At 70.9% G+C, this 15,638-nt stretch carries 15 protein-coding genes and 1 tRNA gene; 12 read left to right on the top strand and 4 right to left on the bottom strand.

What is annotated here, in order from left to right; all coding sequences use genetic code 11:
• Positions 1-116: 116 nt before the first annotated feature.
• Positions 117-767, bottom strand: coding sequence for an MBL fold metallo-hydrolase (locus KBI5_RS00450; RefSeq protein WP_011435890.1), 651 nt, complete (start codon positions 765-767; stop codon positions 117-119).
• A 201-nt stretch (positions 768-968) separates the two neighbouring features.
• Positions 969-2,057 carry an S-(hydroxymethyl)mycothiol dehydrogenase gene (locus KBI5_RS00445; RefSeq protein WP_011435891.1) on the bottom strand — a complete coding sequence of 363 codons (1,089 nt, stop codon included), beginning with the start codon at positions 2,055-2,057 and terminating at the stop codon, positions 969-971.
• A 264-nt stretch (positions 2,058-2,321) separates the two neighbouring features.
• On the opposite strand from KBI5_RS00445, the gene KBI5_RS00440 reads away from it, so the two are divergent.
• The 9 genes from KBI5_RS00440 (at position 2,322) to der (ending at position 10,891) form a co-directional block, all read left to right on the top strand.
• Positions 2,322-3,311, top strand: coding sequence for an AAA family ATPase (locus KBI5_RS00440; RefSeq protein ID WP_085014008.1), 990 nt, complete (start codon positions 2,322-2,324; stop codon positions 3,309-3,311).
• A gap of 39 nt (positions 3,312-3,350) precedes the next feature.
• Positions 3,351-4,040 carry a M50 family metallopeptidase gene (locus KBI5_RS00435; protein WP_011435893.1) on the top strand — a complete coding sequence of 230 codons (690 nt, stop codon included), beginning with the start codon at positions 3,351-3,353 and terminating at the stop codon, positions 4,038-4,040.
• A gap of 40 nt (positions 4,041-4,080) precedes the next feature.
• Entirely contained in the window at positions 4,081-5,043 is a 963-nt protein-coding gene (locus KBI5_RS00430) for a ScpA family protein (RefSeq protein WP_085014007.1), read from the top strand.
• Positions 5,040-5,615, top strand: a complete 576-nt coding sequence (gene scpB, locus KBI5_RS00425) for an SMC-Scp complex subunit ScpB (protein ID WP_011435895.1) — start codon at positions 5,040-5,042, stop codon at positions 5,613-5,615. Before KBI5_RS00430 ends, scpB begins: the two co-directional genes overlap by 4 nt.
• Positions 5,616-5,671: 56 nt before the next feature.
• Positions 5,672-6,430 carry a pseudouridine synthase gene (locus KBI5_RS00420; RefSeq protein WP_085014006.1) on the top strand — a complete coding sequence of 253 codons (759 nt, stop codon included), beginning with the start codon at positions 5,672-5,674 and terminating at the stop codon, positions 6,428-6,430.
• A 24-nt stretch (positions 6,431-6,454) separates the two neighbouring features.
• The gene (locus tag KBI5_RS00415) at positions 6,455-7,567 is read left to right on the top strand and encodes a prephenate dehydrogenase (protein ID WP_011435897.1); all 1,113 of its coding nucleotides are present in this window, start codon (positions 6,455-6,457) and stop codon (positions 7,565-7,567) included.
• A gap of 94 nt (positions 7,568-7,661) precedes the next feature.
• Positions 7,662-8,468 carry a (d)CMP kinase gene (gene cmk, locus KBI5_RS00410; protein WP_085014005.1) on the top strand — a complete coding sequence of 269 codons (807 nt, stop codon included), beginning with the start codon at positions 7,662-7,664 and terminating at the stop codon, positions 8,466-8,468.
• Positions 8,465-9,292 (top strand): lysophospholipid acyltransferase family protein, encoded by an 828-nt coding sequence (locus KBI5_RS00405; protein WP_011435899.1) that lies wholly within the window; start codon positions 8,465-8,467, stop codon positions 9,290-9,292. Before cmk ends, KBI5_RS00405 begins: the two co-directional genes overlap by 4 nt.
• A gap of 135 nt (positions 9,293-9,427) precedes the next feature.
• Positions 9,428-10,891, top strand: a complete 1,464-nt coding sequence (gene der / locus KBI5_RS00400; protein WP_085014004.1) for a ribosome biogenesis GTPase Der — start codon at positions 9,428-9,430, stop codon at positions 10,889-10,891.
• 131 nt (positions 10,892-11,022) lie between these two features.
• On the opposite strand, the gene KBI5_RS00395 is transcribed toward der, so the two are convergent.
• Both KBI5_RS00395 and KBI5_RS00390 read right to left on the bottom strand, forming a co-directional pair.
• Positions 11,023-11,096 (bottom strand) — tRNA-Pro (locus tag KBI5_RS00395).
• Positions 11,097-11,257: 161 nt separating this feature from the next.
• The gene (locus KBI5_RS00390) at positions 11,258-11,815 is read right to left on the bottom strand and encodes a hypothetical protein (RefSeq protein ID WP_085014003.1); all 558 of its coding nucleotides are present in this window, start codon (positions 11,813-11,815) and stop codon (positions 11,258-11,260) included.
• A 374-nt stretch (positions 11,816-12,189) separates the two neighbouring features.
• Here KBI5_RS00390 and KBI5_RS00385 point away from each other — a divergent pair, with 374 nt between their 5' ends.
• From KBI5_RS00385 to KBI5_RS00375, 3 genes are all read left to right on the top strand, one after another.
• Positions 12,190-13,119 carry a class F sortase gene (locus tag KBI5_RS00385; RefSeq protein ID WP_011435902.1) on the top strand — a complete coding sequence of 310 codons (930 nt, stop codon included), beginning with the start codon at positions 12,190-12,192 and terminating at the stop codon, positions 13,117-13,119.
• A 532-nt stretch (positions 13,120-13,651) separates the two neighbouring features.
• Positions 13,652-14,767: an NlpC/P60 family protein gene (locus KBI5_RS00380; protein ID WP_085014002.1), complete on the top strand. Its 1,116-nt coding sequence runs from the start codon at positions 13,652-13,654 to the stop codon at positions 14,765-14,767.
• Between the two features lie 260 nt (positions 14,768-15,027).
• A complete protein-coding gene (locus KBI5_RS00375) occupies positions 15,028-15,636 on the top strand; it encodes a CDP-alcohol phosphatidyltransferase family protein (protein WP_011435904.1) in 609 nt (202 codons plus the stop codon).
• The last annotated feature ends 2 nt before the right edge of the window (positions 15,637-15,638 follow it).

The following is a 15,638-nucleotide window of genomic DNA, read 5'->3' as shown; positions in this document are numbered from 1 at the left end:
CGGGGTCCGGTGCGCACACCAGGCGGTGATGCGGGGAAGCGGCCGGTCAGCGGCCGCTGACCGGCTCGGTCGTGCCCGCGCCGGTTGCGCCCGCTCGGTGGCCGCTCGGTGGCCGCTCAGTGGCCGCGGCTCACCCAGTCGTCGTAGTCGATACCCTCCTCGCCGATGGTCGTGTCGTCGCCGTGACCGGTGTGCACGACGGTGTGCGCGGGCAGGGTGAGCAGTCTGGTACGGATCGAGGCCAGGATGGTCGGGAAATCGGAGTAGGATCGCCCGGTCGCCCCGGGACCCCCGCGGAAGAGCGTGTCGCCGCTGAACAGGACCGGGTCGCCGTTGATCTCCCCGAACAGGCAGATCCCGCCGGGAGAGTGGCCCGGGGTGTGCAGGACGCGCAGCGCTCCACCTTCGGGCAGGCTGATGAGCTGTCCGTCCGCGAGCGCGTGGTCGGGCGCCCGGTGCGGATAGATCGCCTTCCACAGCACCACGTCGGCGGGGTGCAGCGCGATGGGCGCCCGGACCAGGTCCGCGAGCTCCGTCGCCGCATTGATGTGGTCGTTGTGACCGTGTGTAGCAATGATCGATGTGACCACGCGGGTGCCGATGGCCGCCGCGATCACCGACGGGTCGTGCGCGGCGTCGATGACCAGTACCTCGTCGTCGTTTCCCACGAGCCAGACGTTGTTGTCGACCGTGAACGACTGACCGTCGAGCGTGAAGTCGCCGCGTGTGATCACCCGATCCACCCGAAGCCCGGTATTGACGATCATTGCGTCCCCTCCTCGACCCGATCGGTCTGCCCGCTGCCCGCTGCGCGTGTCGCGGGTGCCGTCGGACGGCGGTGCACCCGGTGGGGTCGACCGTATCCGGCGGTTCCCGGCTCCGGGTGGACCCGCCGCCAACGAAGCTCGCCAGTGAGCAAAGGCTTGGTGAACGATGGTTCAGTAGATGGCGGCCCGGTGAACGACGACTCAGAGGATGACGACGCTGCGCAACACGTCGCCGCGCTGCATCCGGGTGAACGCCTCCTCGACGTCGCCGATCCCGATGGTCTCGGTGACGAAGGCGTCGAGGTCGAGCCGGCCCCGGCGATAGAGGTCGATGAGGATCGGGAAGTCGCGGCTCGGCAGGCTGTCGCCGTACCAGGACGACGACAGGTGACCGCCGCGGCCGAAGACCTCGGCGAGCGGCAGCTCCACGGTCATCGTCGGGTCGGGTACACCCACCAGGACCAGCCGCCCCGCCAGGTCGCGGGCGTCGAAGGCCTGGCGGTAGGTCTCCGGGCGGCCCACCGCATCGATGACCACATCGGCGCCGAAGCCGTCGGTGAGCGCCCGGATGGCCGCCACCGGATCGTCTGCCGTGGCATTCACGACATCGGTGGCACCGAAGCGTCGGGCCCAGGTGAGCTTCCGGTCGTCGACATCGACCGCGATGATCTTCCGCGCTCCCGCGATCGAGGCGCCGGCGATCGCCGCGCCGCCGACCCCGCCGCAGCCGATCACCGCCACCGTCTCACCCCGGGTGACCCTGCCGGTGTTCACGGCGGCACCGAAACCGGCCATCACCCCGCAGCCGATCAGCCCGGCCGCCTCTGGCCGGGCCGCGGGGTCCACCGGCACGCACTGGCCCGCGGCGACCAGGGTCAGCGGCGTGAACGCGCCGATGCCCAGCGCCGGCGCCAGCGGCGTCCCGTCCGCCAGGGTCATCGGATTTCGCGCGTTGCGGGAGTCGAAGCAGTACCAGGCCATGCCGCGCCGACAGGCCCGGCAGGTTCCGCAGGGGGCCCGCCAGGCCAGCACTACGTAGTCACCCGGGGCCAGACCCACCACGCCCTCGCCCACCGATTCGACGGTGCCGGCCGCCTCGTGCCCCAACAGGAACGGATAGTCGTCGTTGATCGCGCCCTCGCGGTAGTGCAGGTCGGTATGGCATACGCCGCAGGCGCGCACCCGTACCCGTGCCTCGCCTGGACCCGGATCTGGAACAACGATCTGCTCCAGCGAGACCGCGGCGCCCTTCTCCCGGGCCACCACCGCTTCCACCGTCTGCGCGCCCATCCCGGATCCCTTCTCCTCGAGTCTCCTCGAGCACTGATCGGAGAGATGAATCCCTCGTCGAACCGGAGCGGTCACCCCCCGGTGTCTGATTTCCTACCTCCGTTGGTGGGGTCCGTCCAACACAGGTGGGGTCCGTCCAACGTGGTCACGCCGCTCATGGCGCGACACGCCGCTTTACGGCCACCCGGCGCCACCGAGAACGGGTCGGTGTCGGTACGCTCCTACCGGTCCGTTTCTGCTCTTTGTAGAAGGAGCAATCCCTCAGTGGTCCGTTTCACCGACACGTCGTCCGTCGCCTCACCGACCCGCCGCTTCTATGGGGAGGTGACGGTCGGTGATCCCCGCCTGTCCGAGGACGGGCGGCTCGAGGCCGGCGGTGAGAGTGTCGATGCGGGGGTGGGCGAGCCCGGACCCACCGGACGGCCGCTGCCGTCGTTTCCCGTCCCGCCCCCGCTGACGTCGCACGGTCCCGCCTGGATCGTCGCGATGTGCAACCAGAAGGGCGGGGTCGGCAAGACCACCAGTACGATCAACCTGGGTGCCGCTCTCGCGGAGTACGGCCGGCGGGTACTCCTCGTCGACTTCGATCCTCAGGGTGCGCTGTCGGTCGGGCTCGGCGTCAACCCGATGCAGTTCGACCTGACAGTGCACGACCTCCTGCTGGGCGGGGACGCCGACGTCCGCGAGGTGATCGTCGAGACCCAGGTCGATGGGCTCGACCTGCTGCCGAGCAACATCGACCTGTCCGCCGCGGAGGTGCTGCTGGTCACCGAGGTCGGCCGCGAGCACAGCCTCGCCCGCGCGCTGGCGTCGATCCTCGACGAGTACGACGTCATCCTCGTCGACTGCCAGCCCTCGCTCGGCCTACTGWCCGTGAACGCGCTGACGGCGGCGGACGCCGTCATCGTCCCGCTGGAATGCGAGTACTTCGCGCTGCGGGGAGTGGCGCTGCTGTTGCAGACCATTGACAAGGTGCGCGAGCGGCTCAACTCGCGCCTGGAGCTCGCCGGCATTCTGGCCACCATGTACGACGCCCGCACCCTGCACGCCCGGGAGGTGCTGGCCCGGGTCGTCGAACGGTTCCCGGACGAGGTGTTCCACACTGTGATCAACAGGACGGTTCGGTTCCCGGAGACCACGGTGGCCGGCGAGCCGATCACCACCTACGCCCCGACGTCGGTGGGGGCTGCCGGCTACCGGCGACTCGCCCGGGAACTGATGGTCCGGCACGACACGCCGCCAGCCGTCGGCTGAACCGGGACAACGAGGCGATCGGGGCGAAAAGGTAGCGACGTGCTGTTCCACCTTGCCGAACCCGCGGCGCTTCTCGGGATCCTCCTCGCCTTCCTCATCGGGATCTTCGCCCACGACGCCGCCCAGGTGCTCGTGGCCCGGCTGGTCCGTGACCCGACCCCGATGCGCTCGGGGCGGATGATGACGGGCCTGAAGGACCGGCTCAGCCCGTTCAGCGCAGTCGCCGTCTTCGTCGTCGGCTACGGCTGGGCCGAGTCGGTGCCCATGAACGACGTGTGGCGGCGCCGCCGGTTCCACGTGGCCGCTGCCGTCCTGGCCGGGCCGCTGACGTATCTCCTGCTCGCCCTGGCCTCCCTGGCGGTGTTCCAGCCGCTCGGCGAGCCGGGGCTGGTGCGACTCGGTGACCGCGTCACCGAGGTGACGGTGCCGAACAGCTTCGGTGCCGAGCTCGCGTTGTGGATGGCCGTCACGTTCGGGTCGATGTTCATCATCAGCCTCGTCCCGGTCCCCCCGACAGACGCCGGGCGGTTGYTGTTCCTGCTCGGTCCGACCACGGCTGGCTGGCGCAACGCCCGGTACCAGTTGGCCGAGCGCAACATCGGGTTGGGCATCCTGCTGGCGTTGTTGCTGCTGCCGGTGCTGTTCGTCGGATTCCCCTCGGTCGTCGGCCAGCTCATCGGCCCGTTGCTGCGGGGACTCGCCTCGCTGATAGGCCTCAACCTGGGGTGATGATGATCACGTCGACGCCGCCGGGGCGTAGCGTGGCGCCATGACCCGGTCTCGCGCCGCCCCGGCTGACCAGGCCGCCCCGGCTTACCAGGCCGCCCCGGCTGACCAGACCGACGGGAAGGCCGCCCCGCGCACCGGCGTGCCGACGGGTCGTGGTGGGCGCACGGAGACCTTCGTCGTCGAACTCGACAACTTCACCGGCCCCTTCGATCTGCTGCTCTCGCTCATCGCCAAGCATCGCCTCGACGTGACCGAGGTCGCGCTCTCCCAAGTCACCGACGAGTTCGTCGCGCACATCCGGCGGCTGGGGGACCGGTTCGACCTCGGCCAGGCCACCGAGTTCCTGGTGATCGCGGCGACCCTGCTCGACCTGAAGGCGGCCCGGCTGCTGCCGGGCGCCCTGTCCGAGGACGAGTCGGCGGACCTGGCCCTGCTGGAGGCCCGCGACCTGCTTTTCGCCCGGCTGCTGCAGTACAAGGCGTACAAGGAGGCTGCGGCGCTCTTCGCCGGCCTCATGGCCCTGGAGGCGCGCCACACCCCCCGGGCGGTACCCCTGGAGCCCCGTTACGCCGCCGCGCTGCCGGAGGTCCAGATCGGCATCGGCCCGACGGAGCTCGCGGCGCTCGCGGCCCGGCTGCGTGAGCCGCCGCTGCCGCCGCTGGTTGCGACCGATCACGTGCACCTGCCCCGGATCAGCGTGCGGGAGCACATGCTCGCCGTCATCGCGATGCTGCGCGAGGTGGGCACCGCGACCTTCGGGATGCTGTGCGTCGGCTGTCGGCAGACCATCGAGGTGGTGGCCCGGTTCCTGGCGCTGCTGGAGCTCTTCCGCGAGGGCCGGATCTCCTTCGACCAGCAGGTCCCGCTCGGCGAGCTGACGGTGCGCTGGATCGCCCTGGATCCGGCGGTCGAGGCGGACGCCCCGCCGATCGGCCACGGGCTGTTCGGATCTGATCGGTACGGTGGGGACGCGCAGGAGGAGTCGCGGGAGGTGGCGTCGTGACCAGGGAGGCCGGGGCTGCCGGGGAGGCCCGGCCGCCGCTGGGCGCGTTGCTCGAGGCGGTCCTCATGGTCGCGGAGAAGCCGGTCGGCGTCGCGGAGCTCGCGACTGGCCTCGGCGCCCCGGCGCTGGAGGTCGAGCGGCTGCTCGCGCAGCTCGCCGAGCAGTATGTCCGCGACGGCCGTGGCTTCCGACTGCGGCACACCGGTGGCGGCTGGCGCTTCTACACCGCGGACGAGTGCGCCCCCTGGGTCGAGCGCTTCGTGCTCGCCGGCCAGTCGGCCCGGCTGTCGCAGGCCGCGCTGGAGACCCTGGCCGTCGTCGCCTACCAGCAGCCGGTGAGCCGGGGGCGGATCTCGGCGGTGCGGGGTGTCTCCGCCGACGGCGTCATCCGCACCCTCACCGCCCGCGGCCTGGTCGAGGAGGTGGGGCACGATCCGGAGACCGGCGCGATCCTCTACGGCACCACCGACTACTTTCTCGAACGGATGGGGCTGCGCGGGCTCGACGAACTGCCGCCGCTTGCCCCCCTGCTGCCCGGTATCGATGAGATTGATGACATTGTTACGTCATGAGTACCAGGTTCCCGTCATGAGTATCGGGCTGCTGTCATGAGTACCAGGTTCCCGTCATGAGTAGCGGTGACCGCCCGGRCGGGCCCCAGGACCAGGGCATCCGGCTGCAGAAGGTGCTGGCCGCCGCCGGGGTGGGCTCCCGCCGGCACGGCGAGGAGTTGATCGCTGCCGGTCGGGTCCGGGTGGATGGCACCGTGGTGCGCGAGCAGGGCCGCCGGGTCGATCCCGAAACCGCCCTCATCGAGGTCGACGGTGAGCGGATCGTCACCCGGACGGGCCTGGTCCACTTGGCGTTGAACAAGCCGCGCGGGGTGCTCTCGGCGATGTCGGACGACCGGGGTCGGCCGACGATCGCGGATCTGCTCACGGAGTTCGGCGGCGGGCTGTTCCACGTCGGCCGGCTCGACGCCGACAGCGAGGGGCTGCTGCTCGTCACCAACGACGGAGAGCTCGCGCACCGGCTCACCCATCCCTCGTTCGCCGTCCCCAAGACCTACCTCGTCGAGGTGTCCGGTCCGCTGCGCCGTGACGTCCTGCGCCAGCTGCGCGCGGAGGTCGAACTCGACGACGGCCCGGTGCGCGCGGACTCGGCGCGCATCGTCGACAACGCGAACGGACGGGTGATGGTCGAGGTCGTCGTGCACGAAGGGCRCAAGCACGTCGTCCGCCGGATGATGGACGCCGTCGGCCACCCGGTGCATCGACTGGTGCGCACCCGGTTCGGGGCGGTGTCGCTGGGAACCCTGCGCGCCGGGCGGGCCCGTCACCTCACCCGTCACGAGATCGGCGCCCTGTATCACGGCGTCGGTCTCTAGGCCCGAGGCTTTAGGATCAAGGCCATGGTCGGGTTGGAATGGGATGCCGCACGCCTTCCGCGCCTGCGCCGGGTCGGGGTCGTCGGCACGGGCCTGATCGGGACCAGCATCGGTCTCGCGCTGTCGGCAAGGGGCGTCGAGGTCCTGCTCCGCGACGTGGACGAGGCACAGGTCGCGCTTGCCGAGAAGATGGGGGCCGGGCGGCCGTGGGCGGGGGAGCGGGTCGATCATGCGGTCGTCGCCACCCCACTGCCGAGTGTCGCGGTCCAGGTACGCGCCCTGGCCCGCTCCGGCCTCGCGGACACGATCAGCGACGCCGGCAGCGTCAAGGTCCGACCGTTGGTCGAGGGAGTCCAGCTCGGCTGCGACCTCACGACGTGGTGCCCGGCCCACCCCATCGCCGGCCGGGAACGGCACGGGGCCGTCTCCGCCCGGGCGGACCTGTTCGCCGAGCGGGTCTGGGCGGTCTGTCCCGTCCCCCACACCGGGTCGGCCGCGGTGCACGCCACGGTGGCGCTGGCGTTCGCCTGCGGGGCCACGCCGGTGCGGACCACCCCGCAGCGTCACGACGCGGCGATGGCGTCGGTCTCCCACGTGCCCCAGATCGTCGCGAGCGCGCTCGCGGGGGCGCTCGTCGGGCTGCCGGAACGGGACGTGCCCTTCGTCGGGCAGGGGTTCCGCGACACCACCCGGCTCGCCGACAGCGACGCCGAGCTGTGGTCGGGGATCATCGAGGGTAACCGCGGCCCGATCGCCGAGCGGGTGCGTTCCCTCGGCGCCCAGCTCACCGCGCTCGCCGACGTCCTCGACACCGGTTCCGGTGACGAGGTCACCGCCGCGGTCTCCCGGCTCATGCGGGGCGGCCAGGCCGGCCGTGCGCTGCTTCCGCGCAAGCCCGGCGCCCCGGCGCAGTCCTGGGGCTGGGTGGGGGTCGTGCTCGACGACCGACCCGGCCAGCTCGCCGCGCTCGTCGGCTTCATCAGCCAGTGGCAGATCAACATTGAGGATGTCGGGCCCTTCGAGCACAGCCTTGACGCACCCGCCGGCATCGTCGAGCTCGCGGTGGATCCGACGGCCGCGGACGAGCTCGTCGACCGGTTGACGCTCAACGGCTGGACGGCATACCGGCGATCCTGATGCCGTACCGAGTAGCCTGATCCGGGTTGCACATGTCGGCATCCGCGGGGGCGCGATCCGACGACTSTTTATGTGACCGGGACGGAGGAATCGGGTGAAGCCCGACCACGGGTCTGCGCTGTCGGCGGGAAGCACGGTCACCGACAGCCGGGAGGGAACGTCTGCGCCGCTCGGGTCCGAGGGAGATGGTCCCGCGGTCCACGAAGGCGGGGCCGAGGGTCTGATCGTGGCGGTCGACGGTCCCGGAGGGTCGGGGAAGAGCACCGTGGCCCGCGAGATCGCCCGCCGCCTCGGCCTGCGGTACCTCGACACTGGGGCGATGTACCGCGCGGTCACCCAGCTCGCGCTGGAACAGCGGATTGACATCGAGGACTCGGCGGCGGTCGCGGAGCTGGYCGAGCGGGCGGTGATCTCGGTCGGTACGGACCCGGACGAGCCCTCGATCGCCATCGACGGTGTCGGGGTGGACGCCCAGATCCGCACCCGCGCGGTGACCAACGCGGTCAGTGCGATCGCGGCGGTGCCGGCGGTGCGGGCGTTGCTCGTCACCCAACAGCGTCAGGTGATCGCCGCCGCGTTGCCGGCCGGCGGCATCGTCGTGGAGGGTCGCGACATCGGCTCGGTCGTGGCGCCGGGCGCCCAGATCAAAGTCTTCCTCACCGCCTCGACCGAGGTCCGTGCGCTGCGTCGCTCCCGCCAGCTCGGGGAGAAGGGCGTCGACGACGTCGCCCGGACCCTCGCCGAACTCGACCGGCGCGACGCGCTCGACAGCAACCGGGCGGCGGACCCGCTGGCCATCCCGCCCGACGCGGTGGTTCTGGACTCGACGGCCCTGTCGGTGTCCGAAGTCGTCGACGAGGTGCTTCGGCGTTGCGAGCAGCTGCCGAACCGGACGAGATGACCACGTCGAACCCCCGCGTTGAGGCGCCCCGCGTTGAGGCCGCTCGGCCGGACGACGGTGCCGGCGAACGTGCCGCGGAGGCGGCCCGGCGGGCCGCCCGGGTGGCGCGTGGACCGGTCCACCGGGGTGCCGCGTCACCGATCTACAACGACCTCCCGCACCGCGTCCTCAAGCCCGGGGTCCGCTGGTTCCTCAACCGGGTGGTCATGCAGATCAGCCTGGAGGGGCTTGAGAACGTCCCCTTCGACGAGCCGTTGATCTTCGCTGGGAACCACAGCAGTTGGCTGGATGGCCCGTTGGTGGTGATCGAGTCCCCACGGACCGTGCGCTGCCTGAGCAAGGTCGAGATGTACCGGGGGGTGCTCGGCCGGGCGCTGCTGTTCAGCGGTCAGATTCCGATCGATCGTGATCGGGCCGACCGGGAGGCCCTGCACACCGCGCTGGACGAGCTCTCCCGTGGCGGGGCGATCGGGCTGTTCCCCGAGGGCACCCGGGGCAGCGGGGAGATGGCGGCGGTCCAGCACGGCATCGCCTACCTCGCGGTGCACGGCCGCTGCCGCGTCCTACCGGTGGCCTGCATCAACACCGGTGCCGCCCTGCCCCGGGGGGCGCGCTGGCCGCGCCGGTCGGTGCCGATCCGGGTGGTCTTCGGTGCGCCGTTCGCGGTGGAGGTCCCGGCGAACCCACGCTCGCGCAAGGCGCTGGCCGCCGTCGCGGAGGACATCCGGGTGCGCCTGCTCGACCATCTGGCGACCGTCCGGGCCGGAAAGGCCTGCGGCGAGGCGGGCGGGACCGGCGGAGCTGACCGGGCCGGCGCCGGGTAATCTGAGCAAGATCGCTGCTCGCTCCGGACGGGCGGGTGAGAGCCCCCGGCGATCCGACCACGCTCGCGTGTCCGGCGCCGAGCCCGGGAATCACAGGCGATCCCCGTCCCACGATGACAGTTGGCAGTGACAGTGATGAGCGGACAAGACCTATCAACGGACCTCGGCGCGGCCGGGTTCGACCGGTTTGCCGACGGTGGCCTCGGCGATGACGTCGGCGGCCCCGATGGGTTCGCGGGCGAGCTCGACGGCGAGTTCGCGGGCCCCGGGATCGGTCAACCGGTGGTGGCCGTCGTGGGGCGACCCAACGTGGGCAAGTCGACGTTGGTCAACCGCATCCTCGGCCGGCGGGCCGCGGTCGTCGAGGACGTCCCCGGGGTGACCCGTGACCGCGTCGCCTACGACGCGGTCTGGAGCGGGCGGCGGTTCACCCTCGTCGACACCGGCGGCTGGGAACCCGACGCGACGGGGCTGGCCGCCCAGGTCTCCGAGCAGGCCCGCGCGGCGCTCGACACCGCCGATGCGGTGCTGTTCATCGTGGACGTCGTCACCGGTGCCACCGACGCCGACGAGGCGGTCGCCCGGGTGCTGCACCGCTGCGGGCTGCCGGTGATCCTGGTGGCGAACAAGGTCGACGACGTACGATTCGAGGCTGATGCGGCGGCGCTGTGGAGCCTCGGGCTCGGCGAGCCGCACCCGGTCTCGGCCCTGCACGGCCGGGGCAGTGGAGACCTGCTCGACGCCGTGCTCGCCGCGTTGCCCGAGGCGCCGCGCGAGATCCTCACCGAGTCCGACGGCCCACGGCGGGTCGCCCTGATCGGCCGGCCCAACGTCGGCAAGTCGAGTCTGCTGAACAAGCTCGCCGGCAGCCGGCGGTCGTTGGTGCACGACGTCGCCGGCACCACCCGGGACCCGGTCGACGAGCTGGTGACGGTCGGCGGCGAGGAGTGGATGTTCATCGACACCGCCGGGCTGCGCCGTCGCGTCCGGGAGGCCTCCGGCGCCGAGTACTACTCGTCGCTGCGCACCGCCTCGGCCCTGGAAGCCGCCGAGGTCGCCATCGTCCTGCTCGCCGCGGACGAGCCGGTGACCGAGCAGGACCAGCGGGTCATCTCGATGGTCGTCGACGCGGGAYGGGCCCTCGTCCTCGCCTTCAACAAGTGGGACCTGGTGGACACCGACCGCCGGCTCACCCTGGAACGGGAGATCGTCCGTGACCTCGGCCGGGTCGCGTGGGCGCCGCGGGTGAACGTCTCGGCCCGTACCGGGCGTGCGACCGACCGGCTCGCCCCCGCGCTGCGCACCGCGCTGGAGTCCTGGGGTACCCGGATCCCGACCGGCCGGCTGAACACCTGGTTGGGTGAGGTCGTCGCCGCGACCCCGCCGCCAGCACGTGGAGGGCGGGTTCCGAAGGTCCTGTTCGCGACCCAGGCCGGAGTGCGCCCGCCGCGGTTCGTGGTGTTCACGACGGGTTTTCTGGAGTCGTCCTACCGTCGATTCCTGGAACGCCGGCTCCGGGAGGACTTCGGCTTCGCCGGTTCGCCCATCTCGATCTCGGTGCGGGTGCGTGAACGCGGCGACCGCAGGGGCGGCGGCTGACGGTTGGACCGGGTTCCGGCCGTCAGCCGGGTGGGCTTTCCGGTCCGGCCGGACCGGCGTGACGGCGGCTTACGACGAAAAAACCCGTTGAGCAGGCTCACCTGCCTGAGCAACGGGTTTTACCACCTCTGTCGGGACGACAGGATTTGAACCTGCGACCCCCAGACCCCCAGTCTGGTGCGCTACCAAGCTGCGCCACGTCCCGTACAGCAGCCACATTACCGTACCGGCGACCACTACGGTGACCGGGGGTCGCGTCGTTGACGACGCGACCCCCGACCCTCGTGCGTGGGCCCCGCGTGGGACCAGGCCGAGGCCGTCACCCACGAGGGTGTCCGCACGCCGCAGGGCCGCCGAACAGCAGGGTCAGCTCGCACCCTGGGCGCGCCGTCGGGTAACCCCGGCGCCGATCAGCAGGGCGCCCACTGCCGCACCGGCCAGCGGGAGCAGGGGCGAGGACCCGGGGTCGGCCATCCCGCCGCCACCTGCGGCGACACCGCCCCCCGGCCCGCCCCCCGGCCCGACGCCGGCACCGACGCCGGCACCGACGCCGGCAATGGCGCAGTCGCGCTTCTTGTCGTCCCAGTTGAACCAGTCGTCCTTGCCGTCCTTGCCGTCCTTGCCGTTCTTGCCGTCCAGACCGTCCTTGCCGTTCTTGCCGTCCAGGCCGTCCCTGCCGTCGTCGATCCGATCGGCCCGGATCCGCTTGTCGCCGTCGATCTTGTCATCGCGGTCGCGGTCCTTGCCGTCCAGATTGTCCTTGTCGCCAAAGAGGCCCCACCCGTCCTTCTTGTCGTCRCACCGGTGGTTGTCCTTGTCGTCGAGGGCGTGGGCAGCGGCCAGGCCGGGCCCGAAGGTTAGGGTGACGCTCGCCGCGCTTGATATCGCGAGAACGGCGGCGCTTCGACCCATACCTTTCTTCATCTGGTCCCCTCTCTCACGTACGGTGATCTATTCGTTACTGCGAGTGATACCATAGCGACTGAGTGTGGGGATGCGGGTTAACCGCCCGGGCGTGGTGCGGCCGGATCGACCTCCTTGTGGCGGCGATCGGGTTGCTTTTTCGGTCTAGTTCGTCCAGTTTTCGGTGATCTCGGAATCGTTGAGAYCGGTACACCTCGCTCACAAGCATGCCGCTCACGGAAAGTATCTTCACTGATTGGTAGAGTCACCGTCGGTGGTTTCGTGACCCTGGCACGTGACGGTTCGGAGCCGCGGGCGGGGCGCCGGACGATCCACCTCGGGAGCGATCCGCACGCGTACGTGGACGATCGACGGGCGGGATGGYGGGAGGAGCTGTGAAAGGTGGGACGGGCGGCGGTAACCAGCGGCCCGCGAACGGCGCACCGACGGCCTTCTCCGTCCGGACACCCGTCGCGGGTCGGCGCATCCCGCTCTGGCGGTGGCTTCTCCTCGTCGGGGCGGTCCTCGTCCTCGGCAGCGGTTTCCGGCTGGCGGAACCGGCGTTCGATGCCGTCCATGGCGCTCCCGGGGCGGACGCGACGGCCGACATCGCCGACGTCCCGCCGCCGCCCACCCCCGTGCCGACGACCGGCCGGTTCGGGCTACCTCCCGCCGTCCCCGAGCAGCCAGTGGTGGTCGTCAACAATCCGTCCCGGCTGCGCATCCCCCGGATCAGGGTGGACGCTCCGATCATTCATCTGGGTCTGAACCCGGATGGCACGCTCGGGGTGCCCAAGGCATGGGGAGATGTCGGCTGGTATGACCGCGGTCCGGCGCCTGGTGGCATCGGCCCTGCCGTGCTCGTCGGCCATTACGATTCCACCACCGGCCCGGCGGTCTTCTACCGGCTGCACGAGCTCGTGCCCGGCGACCGTATCGAGGTCGCTTCGCCGACCGGCGTGTCCACGACGTTCGTCGTCGATCGCGCGGAGAACGTGGTGAAGTCGAGGTTCCCGACGAACCGGGTCTACGGACCGGTAATCCGCCCTGAACTGCGCCTGATCACCTGCGGGGGCGCCTTCGACCGGAAGGCCAGGCACTATCTCAACAACCTGGTGGTGTACGCGCACGCCGAATCCTCGGCAGGAGCCGCGCCCGTCGTGCCGGCCCGGTCTGCGGCGAGCGTGCTTCCGCCGGATCCGTCGCGGGGGCCCGTGCCCGCGCACCCATCGCCCGGGCACCCATCGCCCGGGCAGCCGTCGCCCGGGCAGCCGCCGGCGCAGGTCGGTTCCGTCCCGAGCGTGAACCCGCCGCCCGCACCCTGACGACCCGGCCCGTTCCGCTGCCGGATCGCCGACGAGACAGCCGGCGAGATCTACGACACGTCGATGCTCGGGGCGTCGTGACGACCTGACGCGAGGTGGCGTGATCAAGCCGCCGACGGACACCCGGCGTGACGGCATCCGTACTTCTTGCCGAGTAGCGACGGTCTTCTGGTGCCGTGTTCAAGCGTTGGGGTGGGGGTGATTGCGAGCCGCCCGGGTATGTCCACTATGGTCATCAACGGCACTTCTGTTCTACCGATCCATAGGTGTCCGGATTATGAAGTGTCTGCTACATGTCATACAGATATACCTATTTTGATAGAGATACCCGTCGGACCGATGTGCCTGGTCCTGCCCCCGGTTCGGCGGCCCCTCCGAGTATGTCGGGGCAGGTGCGGGGAGCCGTGGTTCCGGGTGTGGCCGGCGGATCCGGCCGCGTTCTGGCGGTGACGGCACTGACCGGGTCGTCGGCCGCCGGGCTGGCCAGCCCGAACCCGACAGCTCCCTCGTAGGCGCACGGGAAGGACACGTCTTGCCCCGTCGTGGTATGGCCTGGCTTCCGGAGGACTGGGACCAGTTCGTCCGGAATCGTCAGCGCCCGCCGGCGCCCCACGGCTCCTCAGGCTCCGGCACGGCTCGCCGCCGTACCACTCCTCCTCCGCGACGCGCGGTCACCATCGCCGCGTTCACCACCGGGACGATCGCGGCCTCGACCGCCGCCTTCGCGGCCACCGTCCCCGGGGGCGCCGACGGAACCTCGTCACTGGAGTCGAACTCCCTCACCCAGGAAGCCGCGCTCGTCCCGGGACACCACGCCACCGGCGGCGATGCGGCCTCGGCCCGCAGGCTCGCCCCGTTGGCCACCGCCATCGCGGACCACGACCCCGTCTTCACCAGCGTCTCGATCGCCGCGGACAAGACCTCGGTCGCGCCCAACACCCCGGTGGTGCTCACGGTGCGGGCGTTGGAATCGGACAGCGGCACCCCGCTCGCGAACCAGGACGTCCGTATCGTCGTGGTGAACGGTCCCCAGTGGCAGACCTCCACGAGGTTGCGGACCGACGCGAACGGCGCCGCGCAGATCACCGCGCGCCTGCTCTCCACGACGACGATCACCGCGGTCTTCGACGGATCGAACGCCCTGCGTCCCTCCGTGGCCGGTGCCGCCACGGTGACGATCGCGAGTCCGACGGGTCCGGGACGGTCGGGTTCGGGAGGGTCGGGTTCGGGAGGGTCGGGTTCGGGAGGGTCGGGTTCCGTCATCGACCAGGCGATCCCAAAGGTCATCCCGGGTAGCTCGATCGGGGAGAAGGCCGTCTACCTCGCGTCGTTGAACAAGGGTAAGCCGTATGTCTGGGGCGCGGAGGGTCCGTACTCGTTCGACTGCTCCGGACTCGTCCAGTACGTCTTCAAACAACTCGGCCGCTCGCTGCCGCGCGTGGCCGAGGACCAGTACCGGGTCTCGATGAAGGTGCCCCAGTCCGRCAAGCAGCCCGGCGACTTGATCTTTTACGGTACTCCTGGGAATATCTACCATGTCGGCATCTATGCCGGGAATGGGTATATGTGGGCTGCCCCGCAGACCGGCGGTGTCGTGTCGCTGCGGCCCATCTACAGCTCCACCTACAAGGTCGGCCGCATCCTCTGAGCCCGGTCCCATCCGACCCGGTCCGAACGCCGGGGTACCCCGCCGGCGGATCCCTCTCCGCTCCCCGTGTCCCACGATCCGCTAGCGTCAGCGATGTCCGGCCCGTCGGCGGGGCGTTGCGGCCCCCACCGGGCCCGGACGTCCCCACTGGCGCCGAACCCGTCGGGTGGGGACCTGCGGGAGCGCCGGGTGCGGTGGGCTGCCGTTCACCGCCTTCGCGGCGCGTCGCGCCGCCCAACCGGTGGAGGAGAGACGGCCGCATGACCATGCCCACCGCCTCGGACCGGATCTGGACGGTTCCGAACGCGCTGTCCGCCCTGCGGCTGCTCGGCGTGCCGGTCTTCCTCTGGCTGGTGCTGGGTCCGAAGGCGGACGGTGCGGCGCTCGGCGTTCTCGCGTTCGCCGGAATCAGCGACTACCTGGACGGCAAGCTCGCGCGGGTGCTGAACCAGACGAGTCGCCTCGGCGTCCTGCTGGATCCCCTCGCCGACCGGTTCTACATCCTCGCCACCATCGTCGCTCTGACCCTCCGCGGGATCGTGCCGGTCTGGTTCGCGGTTCTGCTCCTTGCCCGCGACGTGGCGCTGCTGGCGCTGCCGCCGTTGCTGCGCAGGATCGGGGTCGGCGTCACGCTGCCCGTGCACTACCTGGGCAAGGCTGCGACGTTCAACCTGTTGTACGCCTTCCCTCTCCTGCTGCTGTCCGCCGGGGATTCCTGGCTGGCCACCGCGGCACGCCCGGTCGGATGGGCGTTCGCGATCTGGGGTACTGCCCTGTACTGGTGGTCTGGTCTTCTGTACTTCGTCCAGGCCGGCCAGCTCGTCCGGCGCTTCCGGGCGGACGCCCGGACCAGCGCAAGTGGGAGGTGACC

This window comes from Frankia sp. KB5 (genome assembly GCF_002099325.1).
Taxonomy (GTDB): domain Bacteria; phylum Actinomycetota; class Actinomycetes; order Frankiales; family Frankiaceae; genus Frankia; species Frankia casuarinae.
The sequence above is the reverse complement of the archived record's forward strand: the minus strand, read 5'-3'. Positions and strand labels throughout refer to the sequence as shown.